Annotated in this window: 29 protein-coding genes; 19 read left to right on the top strand and 10 right to left on the bottom strand. The window is 40.0% G+C overall.

What is annotated here, in order from left to right; all coding sequences use genetic code 11:
• Positions 1–24: 24 nt before the first annotated feature.
• The 4 genes from QI031_RS10385 to cofG all read right to left on the bottom strand — a co-directional run bounded on the left by QI031_RS10385 (position 25) and on the right by cofG (position 4232).
• Positions 25–246: a hypothetical protein gene (locus tag QI031_RS10385; protein ID WP_281485092.1), complete on the bottom strand. Its 222-nt coding sequence runs from the start codon at positions 244–246 to the stop codon at positions 25–27.
• Positions 236–1627 (bottom strand): tetratricopeptide repeat protein, encoded by a 1392-nt coding sequence (locus QI031_RS10390; protein WP_281485093.1) that lies wholly within the window; start codon positions 1625–1627, stop codon positions 236–238. The genes QI031_RS10385 and QI031_RS10390 overlap by 11 nt, the downstream gene beginning before the upstream one ends.
• An 11-nt stretch (positions 1628–1638) precedes the next feature.
• Complete coding sequence (locus tag QI031_RS10395) at positions 1639–2973, bottom strand: P-loop NTPase family protein (protein ID WP_281485094.1); 1335 nt, start codon at positions 2971–2973, stop codon at positions 1639–1641.
• 266 nt (positions 2974–3239) lie between these two features.
• Complete coding sequence (gene cofG / locus QI031_RS10400; protein WP_281485989.1) at positions 3240–4232, bottom strand: 7,8-didemethyl-8-hydroxy-5-deazariboflavin synthase subunit CofG; 993 nt, start codon at positions 4230–4232, stop codon at positions 3240–3242.
• Positions 4233–4462: 230 nt separating this feature from the next.
• Between cofG and psbA the strand changes: the two genes are divergently transcribed.
• Together psbA and QI031_RS10410 are read left to right on the top strand one after the other, a co-directional pair.
• Entirely contained in the window at positions 4463–5545 is a 1083-nt protein-coding gene (gene psbA / locus QI031_RS10405; RefSeq protein ID WP_281481119.1) for a photosystem II q(b) protein, read from the top strand.
• 294 nt (positions 5546–5839) lie between these two features.
• Positions 5840–6277, top strand: coding sequence for a DUF6918 family protein (locus QI031_RS10410; protein ID WP_281485095.1), 438 nt, complete (start codon positions 5840–5842; stop codon positions 6275–6277).
• Between the two features lie 311 nt (positions 6278–6588).
• Here the strand turns inward: QI031_RS10410 and QI031_RS10415 are convergent, their stop codons facing one another.
• Complete coding sequence (locus QI031_RS10415; RefSeq protein WP_281485096.1) at positions 6589–7398, bottom strand: nuclear transport factor 2 family protein; 810 nt, start codon at positions 7396–7398, stop codon at positions 6589–6591.
• A gap of 85 nt (positions 7399–7483) precedes the next feature.
• Here QI031_RS10415 and murG point away from each other — a divergent pair, with 85 nt between their 5' ends.
• From murG to QI031_RS10435, 4 genes are all read left to right on the top strand, one after another.
• Positions 7484–8557, top strand: a complete 1074-nt coding sequence (gene murG / locus QI031_RS10420; RefSeq protein WP_281485097.1) for an undecaprenyldiphospho-muramoylpentapeptide beta-N-acetylglucosaminyltransferase — start codon at positions 7484–7486, stop codon at positions 8555–8557.
• Between the two features lie 132 nt (positions 8558–8689).
• Positions 8690–8980: a nucleotidyltransferase family protein gene (locus tag QI031_RS10425; RefSeq protein ID WP_281485098.1), complete on the top strand. Its 291-nt coding sequence runs from the start codon at positions 8690–8692 to the stop codon at positions 8978–8980.
• Positions 8977–9315 (top strand): HepT-like ribonuclease domain-containing protein, encoded by a 339-nt coding sequence (locus QI031_RS10430; RefSeq protein ID WP_281485099.1) that lies wholly within the window; start codon positions 8977–8979, stop codon positions 9313–9315. Before QI031_RS10425 ends, QI031_RS10430 begins: the two co-directional genes overlap by 4 nt.
• Positions 9316–9359: 44 nt before the next feature.
• Positions 9360–10565 (top strand): glycosyltransferase family 4 protein, encoded by a 1206-nt coding sequence (locus QI031_RS10435; RefSeq protein ID WP_281485100.1) that lies wholly within the window; start codon positions 9360–9362, stop codon positions 10563–10565.
• 57 nt (positions 10566–10622) lie between these two features.
• Here the strand turns inward: QI031_RS10435 and QI031_RS10440 are convergent, their stop codons facing one another.
• Positions 10623–10904, bottom strand: a complete 282-nt coding sequence (locus QI031_RS10440) for a hypothetical protein (RefSeq protein ID WP_281485101.1) — start codon at positions 10902–10904, stop codon at positions 10623–10625.
• Between the two features lie 601 nt (positions 10905–11505).
• Here QI031_RS10440 and QI031_RS10445 point away from each other — a divergent pair.
• The 9 genes from QI031_RS10445 (at position 11506) to rnhA (ending at position 19172) form a co-directional block, all read left to right on the top strand.
• Entirely contained in the window at positions 11506–11850 is a 345-nt protein-coding gene (locus QI031_RS10445) for a tetratricopeptide repeat protein (protein WP_281485102.1), read from the top strand.
• 36 nt (positions 11851–11886) lie between these two features.
• Positions 11887–12387, top strand: a complete 501-nt coding sequence (locus tag QI031_RS10450) for a helix-turn-helix domain-containing protein (protein ID WP_281480997.1) — start codon at positions 11887–11889, stop codon at positions 12385–12387.
• A 47-nt stretch (positions 12388–12434) separates the two neighbouring features.
• Positions 12435–12959, top strand: a complete 525-nt coding sequence (locus QI031_RS10455; RefSeq protein WP_281485908.1) for an IS630 family transposase — start codon at positions 12435–12437, stop codon at positions 12957–12959.
• Positions 12956–14548, top strand: a complete 1593-nt coding sequence (locus QI031_RS10460) for a serine protease (protein ID WP_281485103.1) — start codon at positions 12956–12958, stop codon at positions 14546–14548. The genes QI031_RS10455 and QI031_RS10460 overlap by 4 nt, the downstream gene beginning before the upstream one ends.
• A gap of 45 nt (positions 14549–14593) precedes the next feature.
• On the top strand, positions 14594–14788 hold the full coding sequence (locus tag QI031_RS10465) for a hypothetical protein (RefSeq protein WP_281485104.1): 195 nt from the start codon (positions 14594–14596) through the stop codon (positions 14786–14788).
• Between the two features lie 30 nt (positions 14789–14818).
• The gene (locus tag QI031_RS10470; protein WP_281481597.1) at positions 14819–16129 is read left to right on the top strand and encodes an IS701 family transposase; all 1311 of its coding nucleotides are present in this window, start codon (positions 14819–14821) and stop codon (positions 16127–16129) included.
• A gap of 20 nt (positions 16130–16149) precedes the next feature.
• A complete protein-coding gene (locus QI031_RS10475; protein WP_281485105.1) occupies positions 16150–16683 on the top strand; it encodes a hypothetical protein in 534 nt (177 codons plus the stop codon).
• A gap of 3 nt (positions 16684–16686) precedes the next feature.
• Positions 16687–17922, top strand: a complete 1236-nt coding sequence (locus QI031_RS10480) for a hypothetical protein (protein WP_281485106.1) — start codon at positions 16687–16689, stop codon at positions 17920–17922.
• Positions 17923–18260: 338 nt separating this feature from the next.
• Entirely contained in the window at positions 18261–19172 is a 912-nt protein-coding gene (rnhA, locus tag QI031_RS10485; RefSeq protein WP_281485990.1) for a ribonuclease HI, read from the top strand.
• Positions 19173–19307: 135 nt separating this feature from the next.
• On the opposite strand, the gene cruG is transcribed toward rnhA, so the two are convergent.
• Both cruG and cruF read right to left on the bottom strand, forming a co-directional pair.
• Complete coding sequence (cruG, locus tag QI031_RS10490) at positions 19308–20540, bottom strand: 2'-O-glycosyltransferase CruG (protein ID WP_281485107.1); 1233 nt, start codon at positions 20538–20540, stop codon at positions 19308–19310.
• Between the two features lie 165 nt (positions 20541–20705).
• Positions 20706–21614 (bottom strand): gamma-carotene 1'-hydroxylase CruF, encoded by a 909-nt coding sequence (gene cruF, locus QI031_RS10495; RefSeq protein WP_281485108.1) that lies wholly within the window; start codon positions 21612–21614, stop codon positions 20706–20708.
• 292 nt (positions 21615–21906) lie between these two features.
• Here cruF and QI031_RS10500 point away from each other — a divergent pair, with 292 nt between their 5' ends.
• Positions 21907–22350 (top strand): hypothetical protein, encoded by a 444-nt coding sequence (locus QI031_RS10500; RefSeq protein ID WP_281485109.1) that lies wholly within the window; start codon positions 21907–21909, stop codon positions 22348–22350.
• Between the two features lie 32 nt (positions 22351–22382).
• Here QI031_RS10500 and rpmA read toward each other — a convergent pair whose 3' ends face one another.
• Together rpmA and rplU are read right to left on the bottom strand one after the other, a co-directional pair.
• Entirely contained in the window at positions 22383–22664 is a 282-nt protein-coding gene (gene rpmA, locus QI031_RS10505; protein ID WP_281485110.1) for a 50S ribosomal protein L27, read from the bottom strand.
• A gap of 26 nt (positions 22665–22690) precedes the next feature.
• The gene (gene rplU, locus QI031_RS10510) at positions 22691–23089 is read right to left on the bottom strand and encodes a 50S ribosomal protein L21 (protein ID WP_281485111.1); all 399 of its coding nucleotides are present in this window, start codon (positions 23087–23089) and stop codon (positions 22691–22693) included.
• Between the two features lie 376 nt (positions 23090–23465).
• On the opposite strand from rplU, the gene QI031_RS10515 reads away from it, so the two are divergent.
• The 3 genes from QI031_RS10515 to QI031_RS10525 all read left to right on the top strand — a co-directional run bounded on the left by QI031_RS10515 (position 23466) and on the right by QI031_RS10525 (position 25254).
• Complete coding sequence (locus QI031_RS10515; protein ID WP_281485112.1) at positions 23466–23702, top strand: DUF2281 domain-containing protein; 237 nt, start codon at positions 23466–23468, stop codon at positions 23700–23702.
• Positions 23699–24088 carry a type II toxin-antitoxin system VapC family toxin gene (locus tag QI031_RS10520; protein WP_281485113.1) on the top strand — a complete coding sequence of 130 codons (390 nt, stop codon included), beginning with the start codon at positions 23699–23701 and terminating at the stop codon, positions 24086–24088. Before QI031_RS10515 ends, QI031_RS10520 begins: the two co-directional genes overlap by 4 nt.
• A gap of 74 nt (positions 24089–24162) precedes the next feature.
• Entirely contained in the window at positions 24163–25254 is a 1092-nt protein-coding gene (locus QI031_RS10525) for a nucleotidyltransferase domain-containing protein (protein WP_281485114.1), read from the top strand.
• The last annotated feature ends 4 nt before the right edge of the window (positions 25255–25258 follow it).

Below are 25258 nucleotides of genomic sequence, written 5' to 3' on the forward strand. Positions count from 1 at the left end.
AATGGAATATCTGCTAACTAAAACTCACCGGCTTGGATAGTCGTCATAAAGTCCTTCGTCTTCTGGTGCGTAGCCGTTCAAAAAAGCATTATGGCTGCGAGTGCTTTCGGATTCTTCCGCTTTTTGTTGGATGGTGATTACCCAGCGTCCTGTAGTAATATTTTCGAGTATTGATTCTGGAAAATTTAATTTTTCTCCAGGCTTGAGTTCAATCTCATAAGTTAGAGTAGTCAGTTTATTTTCCATAACTGTTAGTTAGGTTTTTCATAACTTGAAAGCGCTCATTTTTGTGAAGATTACCAAAATCTGAATTATATTTTGCTTTTTCTCGATATTTTTTAGGACTCATAGTTATTGCATGTTGTAGGTTTTCAATTGCCAATTGTCCAAGACCTTGTAAGGCAAAGCAACAAGCCTTATAGTAATAAACTCCAGCGCAGCATTCAGGTTTGATTGTAGTAGCTTTATCATAACTGACGAGCGCTTGTTCATAATTACCTAGGTTATAAAATGCCATGCCACGAGCGCCCCAAATTTCGATATCGTTATTATTAATTTTTAGCGCTTGGTCATAGCTGACAATTGCATCTTCGTAACGACCTAATTCACTAAACGATAGTCCCCGATGATACCAAGTCCAACAGTCATTAGGATTGAATGCAATAACTTTGTCATAATTAGTGATTGCCTCTTCATAGCGCCCTAATTTACGTAGTGCTTCACCTTTCTTATACCAAGACGAATAGTTCTCTGGTTTTAACTTAATAACTTTGTCATAACTGATGATTGCTTCTTCGTATCTTTGTACTTTAAACAGCGCGTCTCCCCGATTATGCCAAGCTTGGTAGTAATTAGCTTTAATTGTTAATGATTGGTCATAGGAGGCGATAGCCTGTTTGTAATTTTGTTCTGCAAACTGTAAGTTTCCCAACTCTAACAGTAAGTGAAACTGACTACTAGGTGAATTATAATTTTCATCTATTAATTCCTGAATTATTAGTATTTCTTGAGTTCTTTGTACTGGCGTTAGAGTGAGATATTTTTCATAATCTCCATCTTGAAGTATACGTAGTGATTCTTGCTCTAGGGTTTCTGAATCTATAGGAAAGTCAAACAACCCTGAACGCCAATCAAAAAAGTCTGGGGCGCGTTGAATAAAATATTTAATAGCAAATAAAGGTAACAAAAAAACAAAACAAATATGAAAGTTATCTCTAAAACGTTCTCGCTGTTGATTGAGGTTAATTAAAACAGATGGTACACCTTTCCAACTATATGAATAGATATCTCTACTATTCCAACCTGTTAAGGCTTTACATTCTTCATACTCATAAAATGAATGCTCTAATCCTGTAATAAATAAGATATTTATTTGTTCTTTATTAGATAAATTATCAATTATTTCATATAAATTATCAACAGCTTGGTTTAATCGCAAAACTTCAATATTTCTATTAGTAATTTCTTTTTTCACTTTGCCAATTATCTGCTCACCTTCAGCAGGGGAACATCGGGCAAATAATAAACTAAAGCCTTCTGTAAATTTCAGAGTCCGAACTAAGGCTCGATATTCTTCATCTGGGTCTGGTGGTAAATCTTGATCCCAATCGCTCAACTCTAGTTTCATAAATCTGCATCTCACTCAGGAGCAAATTGTTGATTAAAAGCATCTTGAAATTCTTTAATGCCTTTAATTAAAGGATGAATATCATACCAACATTGAATTTGTTCGTCAGCATCACGATAGCGATATTCTAAAATACAGCGGTTAAATAATAAGTTACGATGCCGTTCATCATTTTCTATTTGCTTAAAATGATAAACTTTTGCTAGTGCTAGCCATTCATCGGCATAAACTGTATTACGGTAGGTAATTCTCGTTTCACTAATTGAACGTTGTAAAACTTTTTTAGAAATGGGCAGAGTATCAGTGTATTTAATCGCTTCCTTCATTAATAATAGCAAATTCCGCACGTGACCCCCACTCATCAGGCATAGTTGCTGTAAAGTTTCCGGCTGCTCAAACATATCTGTAATCGAAAGATTCGAGTCAACACGACTAATTCGTTTTTGTAATACTTCTTTGACTTTATCGATTCCTCGTTGATAGCTTTGATTATCTGGAGTTTGCACCATAATCATCGGCAAAACTTGAGCATCACTACCATAGATATCTCGTAAATCTGTAGCGCGGTTAGAATACACTAGCGAAATTGGTACTGTATAAATTAAATGACAATCTAAAGCTTTGAGTTGTTCGCTACGGTCTAAAAAAATATGCTCGTGATTGCTACGTCCATCTTCTTGAGTTATGGGTACAATCCGGTCAAGATTATCAGCGATAACTACTAATTGAGAATATCCATCAGGTAAGCGTTTTTTGGCATCTTCAATAAACTGATTTAAGGCTGCAATTAAAGTTGTAGTATGGGGGTCAACTCGCTCACGAATTTTGTGGCGCAGAGTAGGTTCAGTTCTTAAATTAGCTGTAATTTTGGCAAATAAAGGGATTTCTTTCTCTACACTCAGACCTTCTAAAGATACGTTAGGAATCACATCTTTTAAATCATGCCATCTATCTTTTAACCATGTCAGCAAAGGTTCAGGATTAGCGTTATCTTTTAATGCTTCTAATAAACATCGCGTACAAGCTAAAAGAATATCTGTATATTGGGCATCTTCGGGTTCGATATCTTCTTTATCGGCAGCAAAATAAACCACAAAGCAGCCTTGGTCATCTAAATATTTTTGCAGACGTAGCAATTCTGTGGATTTACCTGCACCACGATGACCTGCATAAAGTTGACAGGTTATTCTATCTGAATACAAAATTTCTCTACCTACCTCTACCAGAATGTCACCATCTCCCCGCACCTCTTTACAATCGACGTAAGCAGGATCTCCGGCGGGTAAAGGTCGAAATGGGTCAAAAGTATTATATATCTGCTTTAAAAGGGCAAAATTTTGTTGCATAGTTAGAGTTTCCCTGTGTAGCGCCATATTATACTAAATCCGCTGGAATTAGTACGATAGTTGTCAGTGGTCAGTTGTCAGATGCGTAGGTTGGGTTAAGCGCAGCGCAACCCAACATGGATGAAGTTGTTGGGTTTCCTTACGTCAACCCAACCTACACATTTTGATTTTTTAGCTTAACTGAACCGTATTGAGTAGGGAACATGTTGTGTCCTTACCCCCTATTTTTGTAAAAAAGAAACTGGGATTAAAACAGTGAACAGTTATCAAGTGGCTTTTGATTGATAACTGATAACTGTTAAAGTTTCTCGCCATTGTTTCACTGCTGTTGGCAATTCCCCTGATAACCAATGATCAAATTGCGGATAAATTGGTAAACGCGCTACCAATTCCCACCCCGCAGGTTGTAAAATTTCTCTCAAAGCCTGTTCCTGAACATGAGGATAATCGGGGTTTACTTCGTCTTTTGGGCTGATTCCGCCTAAATCTCTCGCGCCGGCTTCTAAACAAGCGAGTAACCATTGGTCATCTTTAACTAAATTCGGCGGAATTTGAATTGTAATATCTGGCGGTAAAATCTGACGTGCTTTAGCAATAAGTTCTGGTAGTTGATAGAGGTCAAATGCAGGTGCATCAAAGGTTTGCTGAGTTCCCGGACTGTGGGGTTGCAAAATTACTTCTTGGATGTGATGGTAACGCTGATGCAAGTCAGTTATGGCTGCTAATGTTTCCCACCAATCACTTTCTGTTTCCCCAATTCCCAAAAGTAAGCCTGTTGTGAAGGGAATCTGCAACTCTCCTGCCCATTTTAATTGTTGCAGTCTAAGTTCTGGTAACTTACTCGGTGCATGGCGATGGACTGTATTTAACAATGCTGGGGTTAGCTGTTCCAGCATCAAACCCATTGAAACATTGACATGCTTCAGCTTTTGCATTTCTGCAAAACTCAGTGGCCCGACATTGGTGTGTGGTAACAATCCCATAGCTAATGCTAACTCGCACAAATCGTAAATCCGCTGAAACCACTGCTGACGCTTTGGTGAATGGGGATGCACTTCACCACTGAGGATGAGAATTTCACAAACTTTCTGGTTTAGCAGTTGTTTGAAGATGCTTTGCGCTGTTGATAAACTCATCCAAGGATTTTGATTGGGTTCGGTGCGAAAGTTGCAGTAAGTGCAGCGATTAAAGCACTCATAAGTCGGAACAATTGTATAAGCAGGGCTATATGTAACAGTGCAAGTATCAGAGATGAGCATAAGTAGTCGGCGTAAATAATTATTGTTGGGTTCAAGCATAGGGCATTGGTAAATTCTTACTCATGCCTCGTACTTCAGCTTTAAAGTGAAACGATATGAGCTTTATACAGGGTTACTAAAAAAATTTTTTCTCAAAATACTTTACAAATCGCAATATATTTCGTAACATAAGTTTACAGGCACAAACAAAGAGCCTGATACATACATAAAACAATCGCAATCATAAAAACATGACTACAACCTTACAACAGCGCTCCAGCGCCAACGTATGGGAGCAATTCTGTAATTGGATCACCAACACCAACAACCGTATATATATTGGTTGGTTCGGCGTACTAATGATTCCCGCCTTGCTAGCTGCCACCACCTGCTTCATCATCGCCTTCATCGCCGCACCTCCAGTAGACATCGATGGCATCCGCGAACCAGTAGCAGGTTCCTTGATTTACGGCAACAACATCATCTCCGGTGCAGTTGTGCCTTCCTCTAACGCTATCGGCTTACACTTCTACCCCATTTGGGAAGCAGCATCCTTAGACGAATGGCTTTACAACGGTGGCCCTTACCAATTGATAGTCTTCCACTTCCTAATCGGCGTATTCTGCTACTTAGGTCGTGAATGGGAACTATCCTACCGCTTAGGAATGCGTCCTTGGATTTGCCTAGCCTTCTCTGCCCCAGTAGCAGCAGCAACCGCAGTCTTCTTGGTATATCCCATCGGACAAGGTTCATTCTCTGACGGTATGCCCTTGGGTATCTCCGGAACCTTCAACTTCATGATTGTCTTCCAAGCAGAACACAACATCTTAATGCACCCCTTCCACATGCTAGGTGTAGCTGGTGTATTCGGTGGTTCCTTGTTCTCTGCAATGCACGGTTCACTAGTAACATCTTCCTTGGTTCGTGAAACAACCGAAACCGAGTCACAAAACTACGGTTACAAGTTCGGTCAAGAAGAAGAAACCTACAACATCGTCGCTGCTCACGGTTACTTCGGTCGTCTCATCTTCCAATACGCATCTTTCAACAACAGCCGTTCACTGCACTTCTTCCTAGCTGCTTGGCCTGTGATTGGTATCTGGTTCACAGCGTTGGGTGTAAGCACAATGGCTTTCAACCTCAACGGTTTCAATTTCAACCAGTCTGTGATTGACTCTCAAGGTCGCGTTATCGCTACCTGGGCTGATGTAATCAACCGCGCTAACTTGGGTATGGAAGTAATGCACGAGCGTAACGCTCACAACTTCCCCTTAGACTTGGCTGCTGGTGATGTTGCTCCTGTTGCTTTAACTGCACCTGCTATTAACGGTTAATCAGTAATTAGGTCAAATAAAATCAAAGGCGCTCTCCAAAAGGAGGGCGCTTTTTGAATAAGATGTCAGCAAAAGTTAGAATTACTGAAATTAAGTAAGATTTAACTAATCGCTAGGTAGTTAAAGACTTTAAAGCCTCTTACCTACCATATATTGGCATTCTATTTGCTTATTGATACATAGAACTAAGTATATGAAAATTCTTTAGCTCTGATACCATTTTCTGTAATTTCCTACTCGCTAGGAAAATAATTGAATAGGAATTAAGTAATTTGATATCTAAGGAGGAGTGAAATGGGACTTAGTGACGGACTCTCGAACCCCAAAAAGAAAGCAATGGTCGTTGATGATTGCTGCAACATGATAGAAGCGCAACTTGCTTCCAAGTCAGGTTTCAGCGGTGTCGCCTTGAAAACCGCTTTTGCGGCTCTTAAAGGGGTTAAACCAGGGTATATTAGTTACGTCGTCGAGCAGATTTTGCCACAGTGTTTTGTAGCGATTGATCCCATTTGGAATGAGGGTGTGGAGAAGGGTGACCCCGTTGAGCATCTTGCTACAAACCGTTCTCGTACTGCGGACGCGTTACTCAGCGTTACTGATGCCAGGGCTAAAAACGTGAAGCGCCAAATCGTGCGCGGAACCTATGAAAAACTCCGCGGCTCAGCCAAACAACATGTAGAGGAGGCAGTTCCAGACTTAGCGAAGGTAGTCGATAAGTACACCAAGGTTTAATCAACAAAGAAGAGTACTTTTAGGTAATATTTGTATATCTGTAATAAAAAGTGAGATGAAATCATTGCGATCGCAGTCATTTCATCTCACTTCAACTTTTAATCGGATTTTAGCCAATTTTGCCTGTAATCTAACTTCTTGGTAAAGGGACTTATCGCCGCAGGGAGCAGGGAGCAGGGGAGCAGAGGCAGGGGGGCAGGGAGCAGGGAGAAAAGGAGAAAGAGGAATTTTTCTTTATCCCCCTTGCACCCCGCACCCTGCTCCAATTTCTCTTCTCCATGCCCCATGCCCAATGCCCCATGCCCAATGCCCTATTTCACCACTTGCAAACGCTGAGTGACCATTGTCATGCCATCACCTCGAAGAATTACCGCAGAAATCCACTGACTACCAGGGGTGGAGGGTGCGCGTCCTGTTTTAAACAATCCGCCAGATGTCAGTAATTGCAAATCTACAGAGGTGGGATTAAGATATTTGCTGGCTTGGACAGGTTCTTCTAAGGCTGTTCCCAGCAGAAAATCCTCACCCAGGGGTTCTTTAACGATCGCATCAAAGCTATACTGTTGTCCTATTTTCACTTGCTGTGGCAAATTAATATCGACTTGAGGCGGCTTTTTCCCAGAGGTAAGTTGTGTGCGTTCGGATAAAATGTCTTGGCGGACAATTTTTGCACCTGTGATCCGCTGACGAGATTTAATTGTGGCATTGAGAGCCATATTATTACTATTAGCAGAAGGTAAACCAGTGATGTTAGTTACTGTTTCGGCAATAATGGCATTGCCTTCTGATTTCCAAGATTGTAGCTGTGTACTATATCGTAACTGTGGATATCGCTTCCACAATGTCATGAGGGATTTTTCTAAAGTCTGACGGTTTAATCCATCCCCACTACTAAAAGTAGGAGCATAAAATTGCATTACCCCCTTGACATTGCTTTGAGTTGCTGCTGTATCGATTCGCATCAACAGATTTTTCAGTTCCGCTGGGGCATTATCGGGTGTAGCAGCTTGAACCTGTGGTAAATTACTGGTTACACCAAATGTCAGTAAGGACAAAACTAACCAGATGCTAGGAGAAAATTTTCGTTGGCGTTTGCGTAATAAAGCAATAATGTTAGTCATTTGGTAAGAGTTTACTGATTTAAGTACAGAAGGTCAGGAAATTGTTTTATCTTAGTTAAGCTAGGCGCTAAACGGTAGAGGTTTGATGGCAAACGCACCGATAAAATTACTCATAGCTGCCAGTGGTACTGGTGGACACTTGTTTCCGGCGATCGCACTGGCGCAAAAACTGCCAGACTATGAAATTGAATGGTTAGGCGTACCCAATCGCCTAGAAACTCAACTTGTGCCCAAACAATATCCCTTGAATACTATTGCAGTTGAAGGGTTTCAGCAAGGGTTCGGATTTGCGTCTCTAAAGGTCTTGGGTAAACTCACTGGTTCGATTATAGAAGTCAGACGAATATTGCAGCAGGGAAAGTTTCAAGGAGTACTGACCACGGGTGGCTATATTGCCGGGCCAGCAGTCATTGCAGCCCGTTCTCTCGGCTTACCTGTAATTTTCCACGAATCTAATGCTTTGCCTGGAAAAGTCACTCGCTTTTTTGGTCCTTGGTGTACGGCGATGGCGCTAGGATTTGCAGAAGCTGCTCAATATTTGCCCCGTGCTAAAAATGTCTGTGTGGGTACTCCCGTTAGGTCACAATTTTTGGATCAAATTAGTCATGCATCGCTAGATTTAGCTATACCTGATAATGTTCCTTTAATTGTCGTTTTTGGTGGTAGTCAAGGCGCTGTAGCTGTCAATCAGTTAGTGCGTGAATCGGCTCCGGCTTGGTTTGATGCGGGTGCTTATGTAGTACATTTAACAGGCGATCGCGATCCTGATGCAGGTAGTCTCAAACACCCGCAATATCTAGAGTTACCCTTTTACGACAATATGGCGGTACTGTTACAACGAGCAGCGATCGCAATTAGTCGTTCTGGTGCTGGTAGTTTGACAGAATTGGCAGTTTGTGGAGTACCAGCAATATTAATTCCTTATCCTTTTGCTGCCGAAGATCATCAATCTTACAATGCCGATGTATTTACAAAAGCTGGTGCAGCATTGACGTTTAAGCAATCAGAATTAACAGCTCAAAAGTTACAAAGCCAAGTATTAGATTTATTGCAATCACCAGCAGAATTAACCAAAATGGGGGAAAATGCTCAAGCGATCGCTGTTCCTGATAGTGCTGAAAAGTTAGCCTCTTTGGTGCGTGAAGTGGTGGAAACCTAAAATGCGCGTTCTCTTCCTTCATGGTAATTTCCTGGCTAAATATCGCCATATCGCTATTAAACGAATTAACGTTTTCTATTGAAAGTGCCAGACTAGAGGTAGAAACTTGCCGCAATATTCAGGGATTAGGTTATGGGAATTAAGGAATTATTGCTACCATTTCGAGAAGAAATATTAAAAATTGCTGCTAAATATGGAGCATATAATGTGCGGGTATTTGGTTCAGTTGCTAGAGGAGAAGCAACACCCGATAGTGATGTAGATTTTTTGGTAGAACTTGAGCCAGGACGCAATTTGTTAGACCGTATTGCTTTAATCCAAGATTTGGAAGAGTTACTAAACCGTAAAATCGATGTAGCAAAGCCTAATAATTTACATGAATTAATTAGAGAAAGAGTATTAAGTGAAGCTGTGACACTATGAGAGATGAAAGGCTTTATTTACTGGATATTGCGGAATGTATTGAAAGAATAGAAGAATACACCCGCGATGGTAAAGAAACTTTTATCCAAACAAAGATGATTCAAGATGCTGTGGTTAGAAATTTTGAGATTATTGGCGAAGCAGCTAAAAGAGTATCTCAGGATTTAAGACAAAGGTATCCTAATGTGCAATGGAAACGGATAGCTGGATTTAGAGATGTATTAATTCACGACTATGTATGCGTAGATTATGATGATGTTTGGGGAATAGTTGAGCGTGATTTGCCAGATTTGAAAGCAAATATTCAAACGATTATGCAAGATTTAGGTATTTAATAAGCTGTTAAGCTCTTTGGTGCGTGAAGTGATGGAAAGCTAAAATGCGTGTTCTCTTTCTTCATTCTAATTTTCCGGCTCAGTATCGCCATGTTGCCCTCGCTTTAGCTCAAAATCCGAACAATCAGGTAGTTTTTGGCACTAAAAATAGAGATGTAAATTTACCAGGCGTATATAAAGTAATTTTTGAACCCAGCCGGAATCCTCATCCTACAACCCATCATTATGTTCGACCATTGGAGAGTGCAGTTTTGCATGGACAAGCTGCATTTAAATTGGCTGAACAATTAAAAATAAAAGGCTTTGTACCTGATGTGATTTGTGGCCATTCTGGTTGGGGGCCAACTTTGTATATCAAAGATGCGTTTCCAGATACACCGTTGATTTGTTATTTTGAATGGTTTTATCATGCTCTGGGTTCAGATGCAGATTTTGATCCTACAGACCCTTTAAATGTTGATGATATAGCCCGGATTAGGACAAAAAATGCACCTATATTAATTGATTTATACACCTGCGATCGCGGTTTATCACCGACTAATTGGCAAAGAGCGCAATTTCCCTCAGAATTTCATCAAAAAATCTCTGTTCTGCATGATGGAGTAGATACAGACTACTTTAAACCGCAGCCAGGAGCTAAATTAGTATTGCCTAATCTGGACTTGTCTGGTGTAGATGAAATTGTCACTTATGTAGCACGGGGAATGGAACCTTACCGTGGTTTTCCCCAGTTTATCGAAACTCTTGCTTATGTGCAGGAGCGGCGACCAAATTGTCATGTAGTGATTGTCGGGTCAGAAAGAGTTTGCTACGGTAAATCTTTACCAAACAATCTTACTTACAAAGACTTGATGTTGAAAAAAGTCCCGCTTGATTTATCACGGGTTCACTTTACTGGTTCTTTGCCTTATGGCCAGTATTTGCAAGTCATTCAAGCATCATCGGTACATGTTTATTTAACCAGACCGTTTGTACTTTCTTGGTCGATGATTGAAGCTATGGCTACGGGCTGCTTAGTGCTTGGTTCTGACACAGCGCCTGTGACTGAAGTCATTGAAGATGGGAAAAATGGTCTACTAGTCGATTTCTTCTCCCCCCGAAAGATTGCAGACCGCATTGATGAAGTCTTCAATCATCCGACACGCATGACAGAAATTCGCGCCAATGCTCGGAAAACAGCGTTAGAGCGCTACTCTTTAGCCAATTTACTACCGCAGCACCTCCAACTCATCAAAGATATTGCCTCTTAGCCCCAGATCCCCGACTTCTTGAAGAAGTCGGGGATCTCGCAACCCCGAAATTCCCGGTTATTGCATTAGAATCTGACGGCTTAAAATACTCATTACCTCACCTGGGTTGGCAGTAGGTAGCAGTGGACTCCAGTCCCCGGTGTTGGCGTAACCGATTACTTGCAAATAGTGAATTGTACTAGTAACGGCTTTGGCAGAACCAATTAGTAGATGCTTAATCGGTTCTCTCTGAGGAAATGGCTTAACAGTTGATTGATTGCAGGTGGGTGTATCTAAGTCTTCGCTAGGCAGGTACTGTTCTAATTGTGACTGGGCGGACTTTTGTAATTGTGCCATCATTGTATTTGTACTCCGATATTGGGGTTTAGATAAGGGCGATCGCACACTTCTTCGCGGGACGAGGCGATCGCCTTTATCATGTTTTTATATTAAAGTATAATTTTATACTTGTCAACTATAAAGGCGAAAATTATTATTAATAATTAACCAGTTTTAGCAGAAATCAACTAAGCGTAATTAGAGTAATATGAACCATACAAATTTACAAAATTACCCTTATTTTTTGCGACTATGGCATTAATTTTGATGGGCTAATACATTCACAAACTATTTAATGATGCAGCTAATAAAGAAGAGTCATGCTTATAATTTATCTACCAAATAGATTGTAGAAGACGTAATTAATCGCGTCTTCAAATATCAATACTCCTTAAGAGAACTCCAAAAAATATCCAATTTTTCTTACTCCCCCTGCCTCTCTTCTTCCCCTGCTCCCCCTGCTTGCCTCAACAGATCAGTTTGTTAACCGAACAGTATTGCCCCTTTTCCTCTTCATTGACCGCATATCTACGCAAGGTTGCAAAATGATAAGCCCGATAGTCAGCGCAAAAACTAGTGTATATACTTAAAAATAGATATTTTATATTTATTTGGGCGGATTGTGAGAAACCCTAAACTAATTGCTTTATTTTTAAGCTTATCTCTAGCAATAACACCGCAATTGGCATCTGCACAAACTACTATTGAACAGCTATTTCAACAAGGCAATGCAGCCCAAGATGCGGGGAAATACCCACAAGCTGAAGCAATTTGGCTTAGAGTCTTGCAAATAAACCCTAAAGATGCTAATGCTTACTACAATCTGGGTCGGGCGCTATATGACCAGAAGAAATTGGATCAAGCAGTAGCCACATTGCAAAAAGCGATCCAACTCAACCCCAAATATGTAGATGCTTACATTGGTCTGGGGATTGTACTATCTGATACCAATTCACTAAAAGTATGATACAGATAAATTAGGAATAAATATGAACGGGTAAAAATGGTTGGAGTCACCAAAGTCGAAATAAAAGAATCAGTCCAACAGTTGCATGAACTGCTCGTCAAACAGAAAACAGCATCAAGCCGTGAACGAGTTCAAGCTTTGTATTTACTGAAAATGGGGCAAGTAAGAACGGTACAGGATGCAGCTTTTGTCGTAGGCAGAGAAAGAGTGACAGTGCAAAGATGGTTAAAAACATATACAGAGTCGGGAATAAACGGTCTATTGTCAACAAAAAAAAGTCCAGGGCGACCGCCAATTATTGATGGTTCGACCAAAGAACAACTTTTAAAAGAACTTGAACAGCCATTTGGATTTAAAAGCTATGAAGAAATCCGAACATGGTTGAAAGCGGTTCAAGGTGTGAGAGCGTCGTATAAAGTAGTACATGATACAGTACGCTATCGAATGAAAGCGAAGTTAAAAGTACCAAGAGCAGTAGGGATAAAACACAATGAAGAAGCAGAATTAGAATTTAAAAAAAACTGCCACAATACCTAGAAGTTATAAAAAAACACGTCATAGAGCCAAAAGATAAACATAAAGAAATTAGATACTGGTGTGGTGATGAAAGCCGTGTAGGATTAAAAACAGAATTAGGAAGACTGATCACGCTTTGTGGCATTAAACCTATTGGCATCATGCAATGGAAACGAGAAAATTTCTATTTATATGGTTTAGTAGAGCCGTTAACTGGTGAGTATTATATTTGGGAATTCTCTCATCTCAACACAGCTTGCTTCAATATCTTTTTAGAACAGTTTGCAGCTACGTATCCGGAAGATATACACATACTTCAATTAGACAATGGTGCTTTTCATTTAAGCCAGACTCTTAAAATTCCAGAAAATATTATTTTATTATTTCAACCTCCACATACTCCCCAAGTCAATCCCATTGAACGTTTATGGGAAGAAGTAAAAAGGAATTTAAGTTGGGAATGCTTTGCTAATTTGGACGAGTTAAGAACAGTTATTTGGCAACGTCTTGAGGAATTAAACACATCAATTGTTGCGAATATTACAGGTTGGGGTTTTATTCTGGATGCTTTATTTGTATCAGGCTTTTCGTGAAATGGTATGACCAGGGGAAACTAGAACAAGCGATCGCAAATTACGAAAAAGCGATCCAACTCAACCCCAAATATGCTAATGCTTACTACAATCTGGGCATTGCGCTGTTTGACCAGAAGAAACTGGATGAAGCAGTAGCCGCATACCAAAAAGCGATCCAACTCAACCCCAAAGATGCCATTGCTTACAACAATCTGGGCAATGCGCTGTCTGACCAGAAGAAACTGGATGAAGCAGTAGCCGCATACCAAAAAGCGATCCAACTCAACCCCAAATATGCCATTGCTTACTACAATCTGGGCATTGCGCTGTTTGACCAGAAGAAACTGGATGAAGCAGTAGCCGCATACCAAAAAGCGATCCAACTCAACCCCAAAGATGCAGATGCTTACGTTGGTCTGGGGAATGCGCTGTTTGACCAGAAGAAACTGGATCAAGCAGTAGCCGCATACCAAAAAGCGATCCAACTCAACCCCAAAGGTGACTATGCTTACAACAATCTGGGCAATGCGCTGGGAGAGCAAGGGAAACTAGAACAAGCGATCGCCAACTACCAAAAAGCCATCCAACTCAACCCCAACAATGCTTATGCTTACAACAATCTGGGGAATGCGCTACGTGACCAGAAGAAACTAGAACCAGCGATCGCCAACTACCAAAAAGCTCTTAGCCTACCAGATGATAAAACTGGAACTCCCACAACTGCTCATACGTTGGCTCATAATAATTTAGGATTTGCTTTACAACAGCAAGGGAAGCTAACAGAAGCGATCGCAGAGTTTAAATTAGCAATTGCCTTAGACAAAAATTATGTAACAGCCCAAAACAATCTCAAAGAAGCAGAACGATTGTTAGCATTGCGACGCAATCCACCCTTACCAATAGTAGACGATCGCCAATGGTTGCCTAGTGCCAAAGATGAACCATTAGTTGGGGTCTTGCGTTCTGTGGTGCGGATTGTTGCCGAAATTCCTACTGGCAATAATATTGGTGCTGGTTGGGTAGTCAAACGTGAGGGAAACACAGCTTGGATTCTCACTAATCGTCATGTAATTACAGATACTCAAGGCATAAACCGTCCTAGTGAAAAAATTGAGTTGGAATTTTACAGTCAACCACCTCCTGGTAAATTTCCCCCTCGATACAAAGCCAAAATTGTTCAAATCACCAATGTCAACGATCCCTTAGATTTAGCTTTACTCGAAGTCACAGGTATCCCAGAAGATATCCAGGCATTAACAATGTCTTCTGGAAGTGTGCGGCGTACTGCTGAAGTAATTGTTGTCGGTCATCCCAGCAATGGCGCTGACTGGACTACCGAATCCGGCAGAGTTAGCAATGTCATATCCCAAGAAAACAAACTGCAAATTACAGCCACCCTTGCAGAAGGCAACTCTGGGGGGCCAGTAATAGATACCGAGAAAAATCAAGTTGTCGGTCTTATGGTGCAGATTACTGACTCTAATCCACAACGAGAAGATGCTGCCAAAACTACGTCTCAACCTTCAACCCCAGCTACAGGTGGCTTTGGTTTTGCTTACAGCATGAATGCAGTGACTAAAAAACTTCGTCAATGGGGAATACCCTAACATCTTTGTCTGAAACTTTATAAATGACCAATAACAATTACAACTATGAAATATCAACTTCTATTCACAAGTTTGTTTGTTTTTAGCCTTAGCACTCTTCCAGTTCAAGCTTGTCCCATTGGCAACCCCCAATCAACTAACTATATCCGCCGTGATAATAACCGCTGTGAAGGTATTGAACCAAGAGATGTAGTAGGCGGTATTAACCCTCTTTTATCACTCTCGACAAAGTATAATTAGGAGCGATCGCAAAAACACCAGACAGAGAGTATGGTTGAGCCTCGCCGAAGCGCACCCACAGTAAAATTTGTGGACGAATACTGCCATTTGTATCAAAACCTCTTTCCAGAAGTTAGAAGCTTTGAAGCTTTTAAGTACCTACACATGGGATGTGTTTCTGATATAAAACGTAAAACTTTACCGGAAATAGCGAAAATTGTAGGGCTAGATAATCATCAAGCATTACACCATTTTTTAACAGAATCACCCTGGGATGTACAAGAATTAAGGAGGCAAAGGTTAGAATTAATATTATATATACTTCAAGGTCGCCCAATCATACTAATAATTGATGAGACAGGGGATAAGAAAAAAGGAAATACGACTGATTATGTGAAACGACAGTACATTGGAAATTTAGGTAAAACAGATAACGGTATTGTGGCGGTTACAGCATATGCAGTCTTATCTGGAATGACGTTTCCTCTAATATTTGAAGTATATAAACCGAGGGAAAGACTACAACCAGGAGAGAAATATTTAACCAAACCCGAAATCGCCGGGATAATGATAAGAAAATTGCGGTCGATGGGGTTTAGATTCAATCTGGTGCTGGCGGATAGTTTATATGGTGAAAGTAGTAAAAGTTTTTTAAGCGTACTAAATGAATTAAATCTTAATTTTATTGTAGCGATTCGCTCAAACCATAGAGCATGGGGAATTACAGACTCAAAAGTAAAATACTCAGATTGGCAAAGATTCAAGCGTGTTTTCTCGGATTTAAGTTCAGAGAATAGATATATTAGAGAGATAATATGTGGCAAAAAATCGGAAGTAAGGTATTGGCAAATAACAACGGATATTGAAGTTCTTCCAAAAAACACGACTTGGTATGTCATGAGTAAATATCCAGAGATTACTCCAAGAGATGTGGGCAATTTTTATGGTTTAAGAACTTGGGTAGAATATGGTTTAAAACAAAGTAAAAATGAATTAGGATGGGCAGATTTTCGCCTAACTCATTATTCACAAATAGAGAAGTGGTGGGAAATTGTTTTTAGTGCCTATCTGTTGGTTAGTCTTCATTCCGAACAACTGCTAAAATTACCACCACAATCTGAATCTAGATTTTCATCACATCCTGGGTGGAATCAAGGCAATGGTTGGAATAGTATTCTGAATAACCTCCGTTTGATACTTCAGCCATTTACATTATTTAACTTAATTAAACCTTGGTTAGCGGTCTTTACAGTCCCTAAGCTATCTGAGGGATTTTTTCAACTTCAAATGATTGTTAATAATCTGACTTGCTCAATTTTTCAAAACTTCAATATCTCTTATTTCTATTTTTCCTCTGCCTAGAGTGACAAAAGAGGGTTAACTTGATTTCTATTGTCACTCGTGGCATTATCAACTATCCCAACTTGCTGACTTTGCAAATTCCCCGGTTAGGTAACACTGCCCCAGAGGTCAAAATACAATCTTTGAGCAAAAATTATCTTTTAGATAACCTGGCTTTGCAAACAAGTCAAAGTCGTTTTATCTTTCCCTTAAAACCTAGTATTTTAAATAAAGCCGCAGTTCCCCCTAGTAGTCTACGCGCGATCGCTTCGGTTAATTCAGTTTATCTACCCGTGACTATTGGGCAACCCTCTGGGCAATATGAGTTTGTGTTTTATACTTCTCGTCGGGCAAAATTTCCCGTTTTTGAAGTTTTGCATAATGGCAAAGTTATCTACAAAAATTCTCGGAGGAATGCCCAAAATGGTGAAGTAGTATTTACTTGGAATGGACGCAAAGCCCCTGCTGGTCGCTATCAAGTTCATCTGATAGCCGAACAAGAACGCATTGGCAGACCACCCGATAAATTTGAACGGCGTTATGATTTTGAACACAACCCCAACTGGCTAATATAGATAATGGCACTTAGGCAAAAAACTAGTAACTTATTGCGAGTCATCAAAAATTTAATCATTGTACTGGTGCGTTATATTCATGCAGTTATAGGGTTTATTCGCCACAATTTTGGCCAGTTGAGCAAATACTTAGCTGGCAAAAAATTAATTGTTTTTGTTATATTTTTATTAATAGGTCTTAGTTATATAAGTGTGGTTGCTCTTTTGCCTGGTACACATATCTTTGAAGGTAATCTCGTAGTAGAAGAAATGAGTTTTACCTATAATGGTCAGCAACCAAAACTATTTTTGCAATCAATTCGACAGATCAAAAGTCTAGAAACTGAAGGTATTCAGACGTTAACTTTAACAGGCAAGTTTGAAAGTCAAGCCTTTCCCCAACTTAATAAAATTAAATCCCTGAAAATAAACCTAATTGATAAACAAAGTAAATTAATTATTACTCCGGCAAATCTCCAAACAGCTAGTGAAATAGACTTAAATGAATTAAGACTGCAACAAAATACCAAGGTTAAGGGCTTGCATTATGACTTTTATCGTCAGAGACTTGCCTTTTCTCTCATACCTCAATCCACACCAAAATTAGTTAATCAAACAAATATTTTAAAATTTTATTTAGGAGAACAACCACTTAAAATTAGTTTAGAAGGTCATAAATTATCAGATATAAAATTACCAGAACTTCAAGACTCTCAAACACCGCTGGAATTTACTTTCAATCCCGACAATAAAGAATTTAATTTAAACATTAGTCAAGATAATACTATTTATCTCACTGCTTCCAACCTACCAGAATATAGTGATGAACAATGGTTTCAAAGCAAAATTGTCACTAAGGATGTTATCTTTCAACGCTTAGAAAGAAGTGGTGATATCAGAGATGATTTAGCTATTTCTACCATTATCGAAGGCAAAGTTCGCATGGCAGAACAAGAACGAGAAATTACGCAAAATCAATTTCTCATGGCAGAAAAACCTAATATGCCTTTGAATATAGAATTAATTCGCCATATTCAGATTGTTCCTAAAAAGGGTTTAGAAGTTCGCTTTGCTGGCAAAACACAAGAAATTAAAATTGGGCTAGATAAAGATTTCCCTGTATCCAGTATTAAAGGCAGCCGTTTAGATAGCTTTTTACCGCGTGATGCGGTTATTGCGCTGTTTTCTTTTGCAGCTGGTACAATTACTTCTTTGTTATCTTATGTAATTGAAAATGCTGCAAAACCAGATTCCAAATGAATAGGTTGACCGAAGAGGCAGGGGAGCAGGGAGCAGGGAGCAGGGGGAAAGGAGAAAGATTAAAGATTAGGTACACATCTTTAAATTCAAGGCATTTTCTTACCTCACCTTTGCACCCTGCACCCTGCCCCAATTCCTTTTCTTTCCTCTGCCTCTTGTTAACACACAATTTTGATGTTGATTTTGTAGTAAGGACTTTAGTCCTTTTTACGAGACGCTATGCGTAGCTTGCTTCGACTTAGGAGTATGTTCAACCCAACCTACAAAAAAATGGCGAAGGTATTGCTACAAACCTTTAATTATTTACGCCGTTCTACTTACGGTAATTCTTATTGATGATGCCTACTCAACTTACAATCCAAAGCATATACACCGATGGCGCTTGTACAGGCAATCCTGGGCCTGGCGGTTGGGGTGTCGTCGTCTACTTCAACGATGGCTCAATTCACGAAATGGGCGATGCTGCCTCCCACACCACTAATAATAAAATGGAAATGCAAGCAGCGATCGCCGCTTTACAATTCCTCAATGCATCTAAACAAACTCAACCAATCACTCTACATACCGATAGCGAATACTTAATTAATTGCGTTACCAAATGGGTAAAAGGCTGGAAAAAGAAAGGCTGGAAAAAAGCAGATGGCAAGCCAGTTCAAAATCAAGACCTTTTAGAAATTCTCGATCAGCTTAATACCCAGCAAGTCAATTGGCAACACGTCCGAGGACATTCTGGTAACATAGGTAACGAACGTTGTGATGTGATTGCTAGCTCCTTTGCTAGCGGTCAAATTCCTTATCTGCAACAACTATCAACTGTAAATCATTACAAATCTTTAGCTGATGCCGAAGAATTAAATGTAGCAAAAACATCTGAACATCACGCTAACTCGATAATACTTAATAAAAGTATACAAGAAAACAGTCCTTCTGCATCATACGTAACTGTTATGGAAACATCTACCGCACATACTGCGGCTATAACTGAGGAACAAGCGCCTGAAATGAGAGTTGAAAAACTCCGCACTTTGGTTGAAACTCTGCGTATTGCTGATGAAATAGCTGAAAATGGCTATTTAATCACCAGTTCCGAGCTAGCAGACTTGATGGATGTCCACGCCAGCGCTGTTACTAGTCGAGGAGATCAGTGGCGTTGGCGTAACTGGATCGTGTCCAGAGTTAGACGTGAAGGTAATCAAATTCTCTGGGAATTAGAACGAGGTGATCGCTTGGACACTGAAAATGAAGATTAATAGTTATATTCGCTAAATCTATGCAAAAATCTTAAAACCCTCTTTCCCCCTGGTTACTGAGCGTACTTGTGCTGAGTGCCCTTAGACTTCGCTCAGGAACCATAGTCGAAGTAGCCGAAGTATGCTCCCTGCTTTCTAGTTGTATTTCCTTCCCCGCCACTCCCTCGGTGTACGGAACGCAGATAAGAAAATTCGCAGTACTGCTATGGGGTCAGCCAAGGGGGAAAACCAAAATAACCAGCTTCCTTTAGCGCTGGTGCGATCGTAAGAAGGAGCGATCGCCAACAGCATGGCAAAGCGAATCACTAGCAAGAATATATTCAGCCCCAGTAACAAAAGCAGAGGAGGCAGCACTTCGGCTACTTCGGCTACGCTCAGCACAAGTACGCTCAGTGACCAAGCAGGCAGGGGAAGAAGAGATAAATAACCGAGTATAATCAGAAGGGGTAGGCCTTGAACTGCTGAGAGTAGCCATAAATCTCCCCACACTTGAGCAGATGAAGAAGCGTCTTTAAGATCTAAACTGCGCCCCCATTCCTTCCAAGTTTCTCTAGCTCCCTCATACATCCGCACCTTCAGTACTTTTGCACCATCTAAAAAGCCTACCTTAAACCCTTGGGCTGCAATATACCGTGCTAAGGTGACATCATCACAAAAAGAACCCCTGGCGCTGGTGTAACCACCCACAGCAGCTAAAACAGCACGACGGCACAAAAAACACTGCCCATTTGCCATTACCCTCTCTGGCTGTTCAGCTTTAATCCCAGCGGGGTCAAATCGATAGAGCAAAGTCATTAATAATGCAGGTTGTAACCAAGATTCTCCAGGATACTTGAGAATAAACTGAGGTGAGAGGGAAACCAAATCATACCCTTGCATTTGGGCGGTATTGACCAAACTTGCAACTAATCCTGGATGCGGTTGGGTGTCAGCATCCATACCCAAAAACCACTGACTTTTTTCTGAACTATGTAAAAAGCCACTATGCAATGCCCAAGGACGACCCACCCAGCCATCGGGTAAAGGGTCATCTGTGATTAGGCGAAAGCGGGGATCTTTTTGTTGTGCAGCTTTTACCAAGTCGGGAGTACTATCTTGGGAGTTACTATCTACAACGATAATTTCCCGAACTTCGTAACTTTGCTTACTTAAACCAGCTAATAAAGGACTAATGCGAAGAGCCTCATTGAGCGTAGGTACAACGACACTAACACTACCCAAAAGTTCTGGTGTTGGCTGTTGGGGTTGAATAGGTAGATGCCGTCTTGGTCCTTTAATTAGACGTGAGAGTAGAATTGCCGTTGCTGGTAATTGAATAAGTAGCAGTAGAAGTGACAAGGCACTTTCTACAGTTGAAGCATTGTCCACGGTCAAAATACTTTGCAATTAACTGGATACTGGGGAGTGAAGCAGCAGGGGAGCAGCACTTCGGCTTCGCTCAGTGGACAGGGTGCAGGGGAAAAGAGGATTTTGCATAGATGCCCGCGATAATAACTATCAAGCGGACATAATATAATTCCTGTTTCCTACGCTTTATTTCAAAGCAACTTTAACACTTGCTACTGAGACTTCTTGTGCTACTGGTTCGATATTAACTTGGTCAGAAGTGGTTGAAGCCTTCAACCAAAATCCTACAGCCGGAGCTACACCTAACAACAAGCCAAGCAACACAGGAATGGAAAATCCAGCTGCCAAACTCATTACTGTAGCAAAACCAAAGTTGCTTAAATACACTACTAAGGGTACATTAAGCTGCGATCGCTCTAATTTAATTGGGTTATTTTTCCATAACAATGCTGCCACAGTCATAAAAATTGAGCCTGTACCCAACCAACCTGCAAAATTTTGGTAAGGCATTCCAAAGAAAGCACCCGGTTGTTGCCAATACCAAAACGGTAATGAAGTTTGGCTCATGGCAGGGTCAAGCACAAAATCCCAAGAAGTGAGCAATAAAGCACCAAAACCAATAGCAGCTAGATGACGCAACAAGCTAGGTTTTTGATCTACTTTTAAACCAGTACGCGCCAGCAGGTAAGCAACACATCCCACATAAAACCATGACAAGGGAATTGTAAATGGTACTAAACCAGCAATCTTATAGCCCAAACCACTTAAATAACTGTAGTGACCAAAAGGGAAGCCTGTACTGGTTCCTAGCAATTCACTGGTTAAGGATATTACTACTGCGGGCAGCATAAACGCCAAAATGCGACCCAAACCCAATATCCGCAAACCATACAAAAAAACAGCGGCTGTACCCAAAATCATATAGGCTACACCACCGCCAGCCAGACTCCACTGCATAGCAGTCTGTCCAACCTCAGATAAATGCAAAATTACCTCAGCATTAGGTACAACTAGTAATATTCCTACTAACCCAAATACCATTGATACAATATGACCAGTTAGGAATACACGTTCAGCAATAACAATTTGTCTCATAAGGATTCCTTAATCAAGATGTGATACGTGGCTACTCTGCTGCTAATAGTTTACAAATGTTTATGAAAATTTTTAATAGTTTGTGACGTAATTATCTACGAAGTAGGTTGACTTTCTTGGCAAAAGCATAGCAACTTATTGATTGAATCTAGAGAAAACAGGATGGTAAATTTATAGCCTAAGCCATTGCAATAAATAAGAATCACAATCTGAGTAATCCCTCAAGCAAAGCTTTTATTGGTGCTAAATTCTGTTGAGCAGTAGATTTAACCGTTAACGGCAATACCAATTCATGTCAATTTTGAAAAGACTTCCCTGGGTTTCCTTAGCCTTAGTGCTACTTAGCTATAGTACTCTAGGTTGGGTGTTATCTGAAGCACAAACCTCTTTATCTGTGTGGCTAGTAGTTCTGCTTTCTGTCTTACTTTTGGTAGGAAGCTTAACTGCTCCTTTGTCCTTAATTACTCAGTACTCTACTATTTTATTTAGCTCCAACATCCGATCTTTTGCCGTTGCCGTTTTCGGGGCATTCTTGTTTTTTTTGATGCTGGCTTGGTTCCGCGTATTTTTAGATACTTTGTTGATCATTTCTGCGGCTATATTAGCAAGAATTGACTTTCAAGGAGCTAAGTTTAGTGAAGGGCAAGCCTTTTTGATGACTTCTATCACTTCATTGACAGGCGTTGCTTTAGGTGCAGGTATGCAAACATTATCTTCGCAAAGAATATGGTGGTAGTTAAGGGTGGGTATTTATCCACCCTCAACACTCTAGCTAGCTACTGTCTCAACTGTGGTAGCAACTGGGTAAACACTAATTTTTTTGCGGGTTTTGCCCTTTCTCTCAAACGTAACTACGCCGTCAATTAAGGCAAATAAAGTGTCATCACTACCAATACCGACATTGTTGCCTGGGTGAAATTTCGTACCACGCTGACGCACAAGGATGTTTCCTGCACGCACAACTTCGCTACCATAGCGTTTCACACCCAAGCGTTGGGCGTTAGAATCGCGCCCGTTGCGTGTACTACCTGTTCCTTTCTTGTGAGCCATAATTTCCTCTTGTATTTTTGCGTCTATTATTCAGCAGTCTCTTCCACAGGAAAATCTTCAACGGTAGGAGGTTCTATACTTGCAGTTTCTTCGGCAGCTAGTATTGTACCGTTGAGGTTGATGGAATTAATCATCAGTCTAGTAATTTCTTGACGATGCCCCCGTTTTTTACGGGTTTTCTTTTTCGGCTTCATCTTGTATACCAGGACTTTGCGACCTCTAAGGTTTCGCACCACTGTCCCTTCTACAGTCGCCCCTGAGACTAACGGCTGTCCAATAGTGACTTCACCGTCATGCTGTACTAGTAATACTGATTCAATTGTAACTTTTTCATCTGCTTCAGCAGCAAGCAGTTCAATATCATAAAAGCGGCCTGGCTCAACTCGTATTTGTTTGCCGCCAGTTTCAATAATTGCGTAGGTCATGGAATTGTCCTTGAAGTTGCCGTACAGGTAGCTAGCTTTAATCTCGTATCAAGAGATGCTATTTATCTTGTTTTAATAAATCGCTATTGCTAGCTTTTGTAATATGTCTACCTGATCCGAGCAGGAATGAGACAGACAATCTAAAATTGTATGTGATTATTTAGTATTAAGTCAAGTTAAAAATTTTAGATATTGTGAAATCTTAATAGTCGTTTGTGTAGTTAATGGTGACACAGAACACAACGAGTCTGAGTAATGGATAATTATTACTCAGATTTTTTCTGTGTATAGCTTCATAAGCTGCCAGTTTACAGCGATGCGATCGCCTCCAATAAACAATTAACATAAAATCAGACACTCACAACAAAAGGATAATATGACTGCTCAAGTTGTAGACACTACTTCAGAATTAATTGCCAAGCTGCAAACCTTAGCACCAGAACAGCAACAGCAAGTGCTAGATTTTGTGGAATTTTTAGCACAAAAATATGCTCAACCCGAACAACCACCTCAAAAACGTATCCCAGACTTAAACAAAGGAGAAATTTGGATGAGTGATGATTTTAATGACCCTTTACCGGACGAATTTTGGTTAGGTGAAGGGAAAGTATGAAATTACTGTTAGACACCCACGAACTTATTTGGTGGTCATCAAGTTCAGAAAAACTATCACTCAATGTTTATAACTTAATTGTTGATCCTAGCAATACTCTGATGTTTAGTATTGCTAGTATTTGGGAAATGCAAATTAAACTACAGTCTGGCAAGCTCAATTTAAATTCAGCATTGTCAAACTTGATAGAAAGACAACAGCAGGTTAATAAATTACAAATATTACCCATTGAATTGTCTCATATCTATGCTCTTGAAAGTTTACCAAGCCATCACCGCGATCCATTTGACCGAATTTTAATCGCTCAGTCAATAGTTGAAAACATACCTTTATTAAGTATAGATATGATATTTGATTCATATCCCGTTCAAAAGATTTGGGAGTAAAGCTAACTTAATAGTGGTGAAGTATAAAAGCTAGTCATAACTTTAATTTTTATACATATTTTTAGTTTAGCGATATGAAAAGACTAGAAGTTGAACAAAGAACTATTTTGATTGGTTTAGCTGGTAGCCACGGTTATGGGTTAAATCGTCCTGATTCTGATTTAGATTTTCGGGGAGTCTTTATCGCACCTAAAAGATATTATTTGGGATTTGACCGCGTAGAACAAAAAGATGCAGGTTGGGATGAACTTGGTATATTTCCTTTTATTGATGGTAATAAAGATACAGTTATATATGAACTCAAGAAAATCATTCAGTTATTATCAGGAGCTAATCCCAATGTTTTAGAATTGCTATGGTTAAATAACTATCCTGTTTTAACCTCTGTTGGTCAATATTTAATTAAACACAAAAAACTATTTTTGAGTAAGAAAGTTAAGCATACTTACTCTGGCTATGCATTTGCCCAAATTAAAAAGATGGAAACTCATCGGAAGTGGTTGTTAAATCCACCGCAAAAAAAGCCAATACCATCTGATTTTGGTATAGAAGATGAAGCAGTTTTAATTAAAGATGAGTTAAATGCTTTTTTGGAGTATCTTTATAACTTAATTAGAGGACGGATTGAATTTTTAGAAGAAGCAGAACAATTATATAAATTGCTAACGGCAGATATTGATTTTAAAGGAGTTTTAAAGCAATATACTTTACCTGATGCAACTTTGGAATACACCCAAAAGTTAACCAATAGCCGTAAAGATTTTATTCGCTTATTAAAAAAAAGCCAAAACTATCAAGTGGCTTTGAGAGAATGGAAAGCTTACTTGTCATGGCAGGAGAATAGGAATCCAGCTAGGGCAGAAATGGAAAGAAAATCGGGTTTTGACCTGAAACACGGGATGCACTGCATTAGATTACTCCGCAGTGGATTGGAAATATTACAGCAAGGGCAAGTAATTGTAGATAGAAGAATAGCTGGTGATGTTGATGATTTAAAAGCCATCCTTAAAGGTGAGTATTCTTATGAGGAAGTGATGAAGATGGCGGAGGATTTAGTTGCCCAAATGGAACTGGTTTACGAAGAATCAATTCTGCCTCCCAGACCTGATTTAGAACAAATTAATGAATTATGTATGGAATTAGTAGAAATGCAGGGGTGGGGTTAGTTGT

It is taken from the genome of Halotia branconii CENA392 (assembly GCF_029953635.1).
Classification (GTDB): Bacteria; Cyanobacteriota; Cyanobacteriia; order Cyanobacteriales; family Nostocaceae; genus Halotia; species Halotia branconii.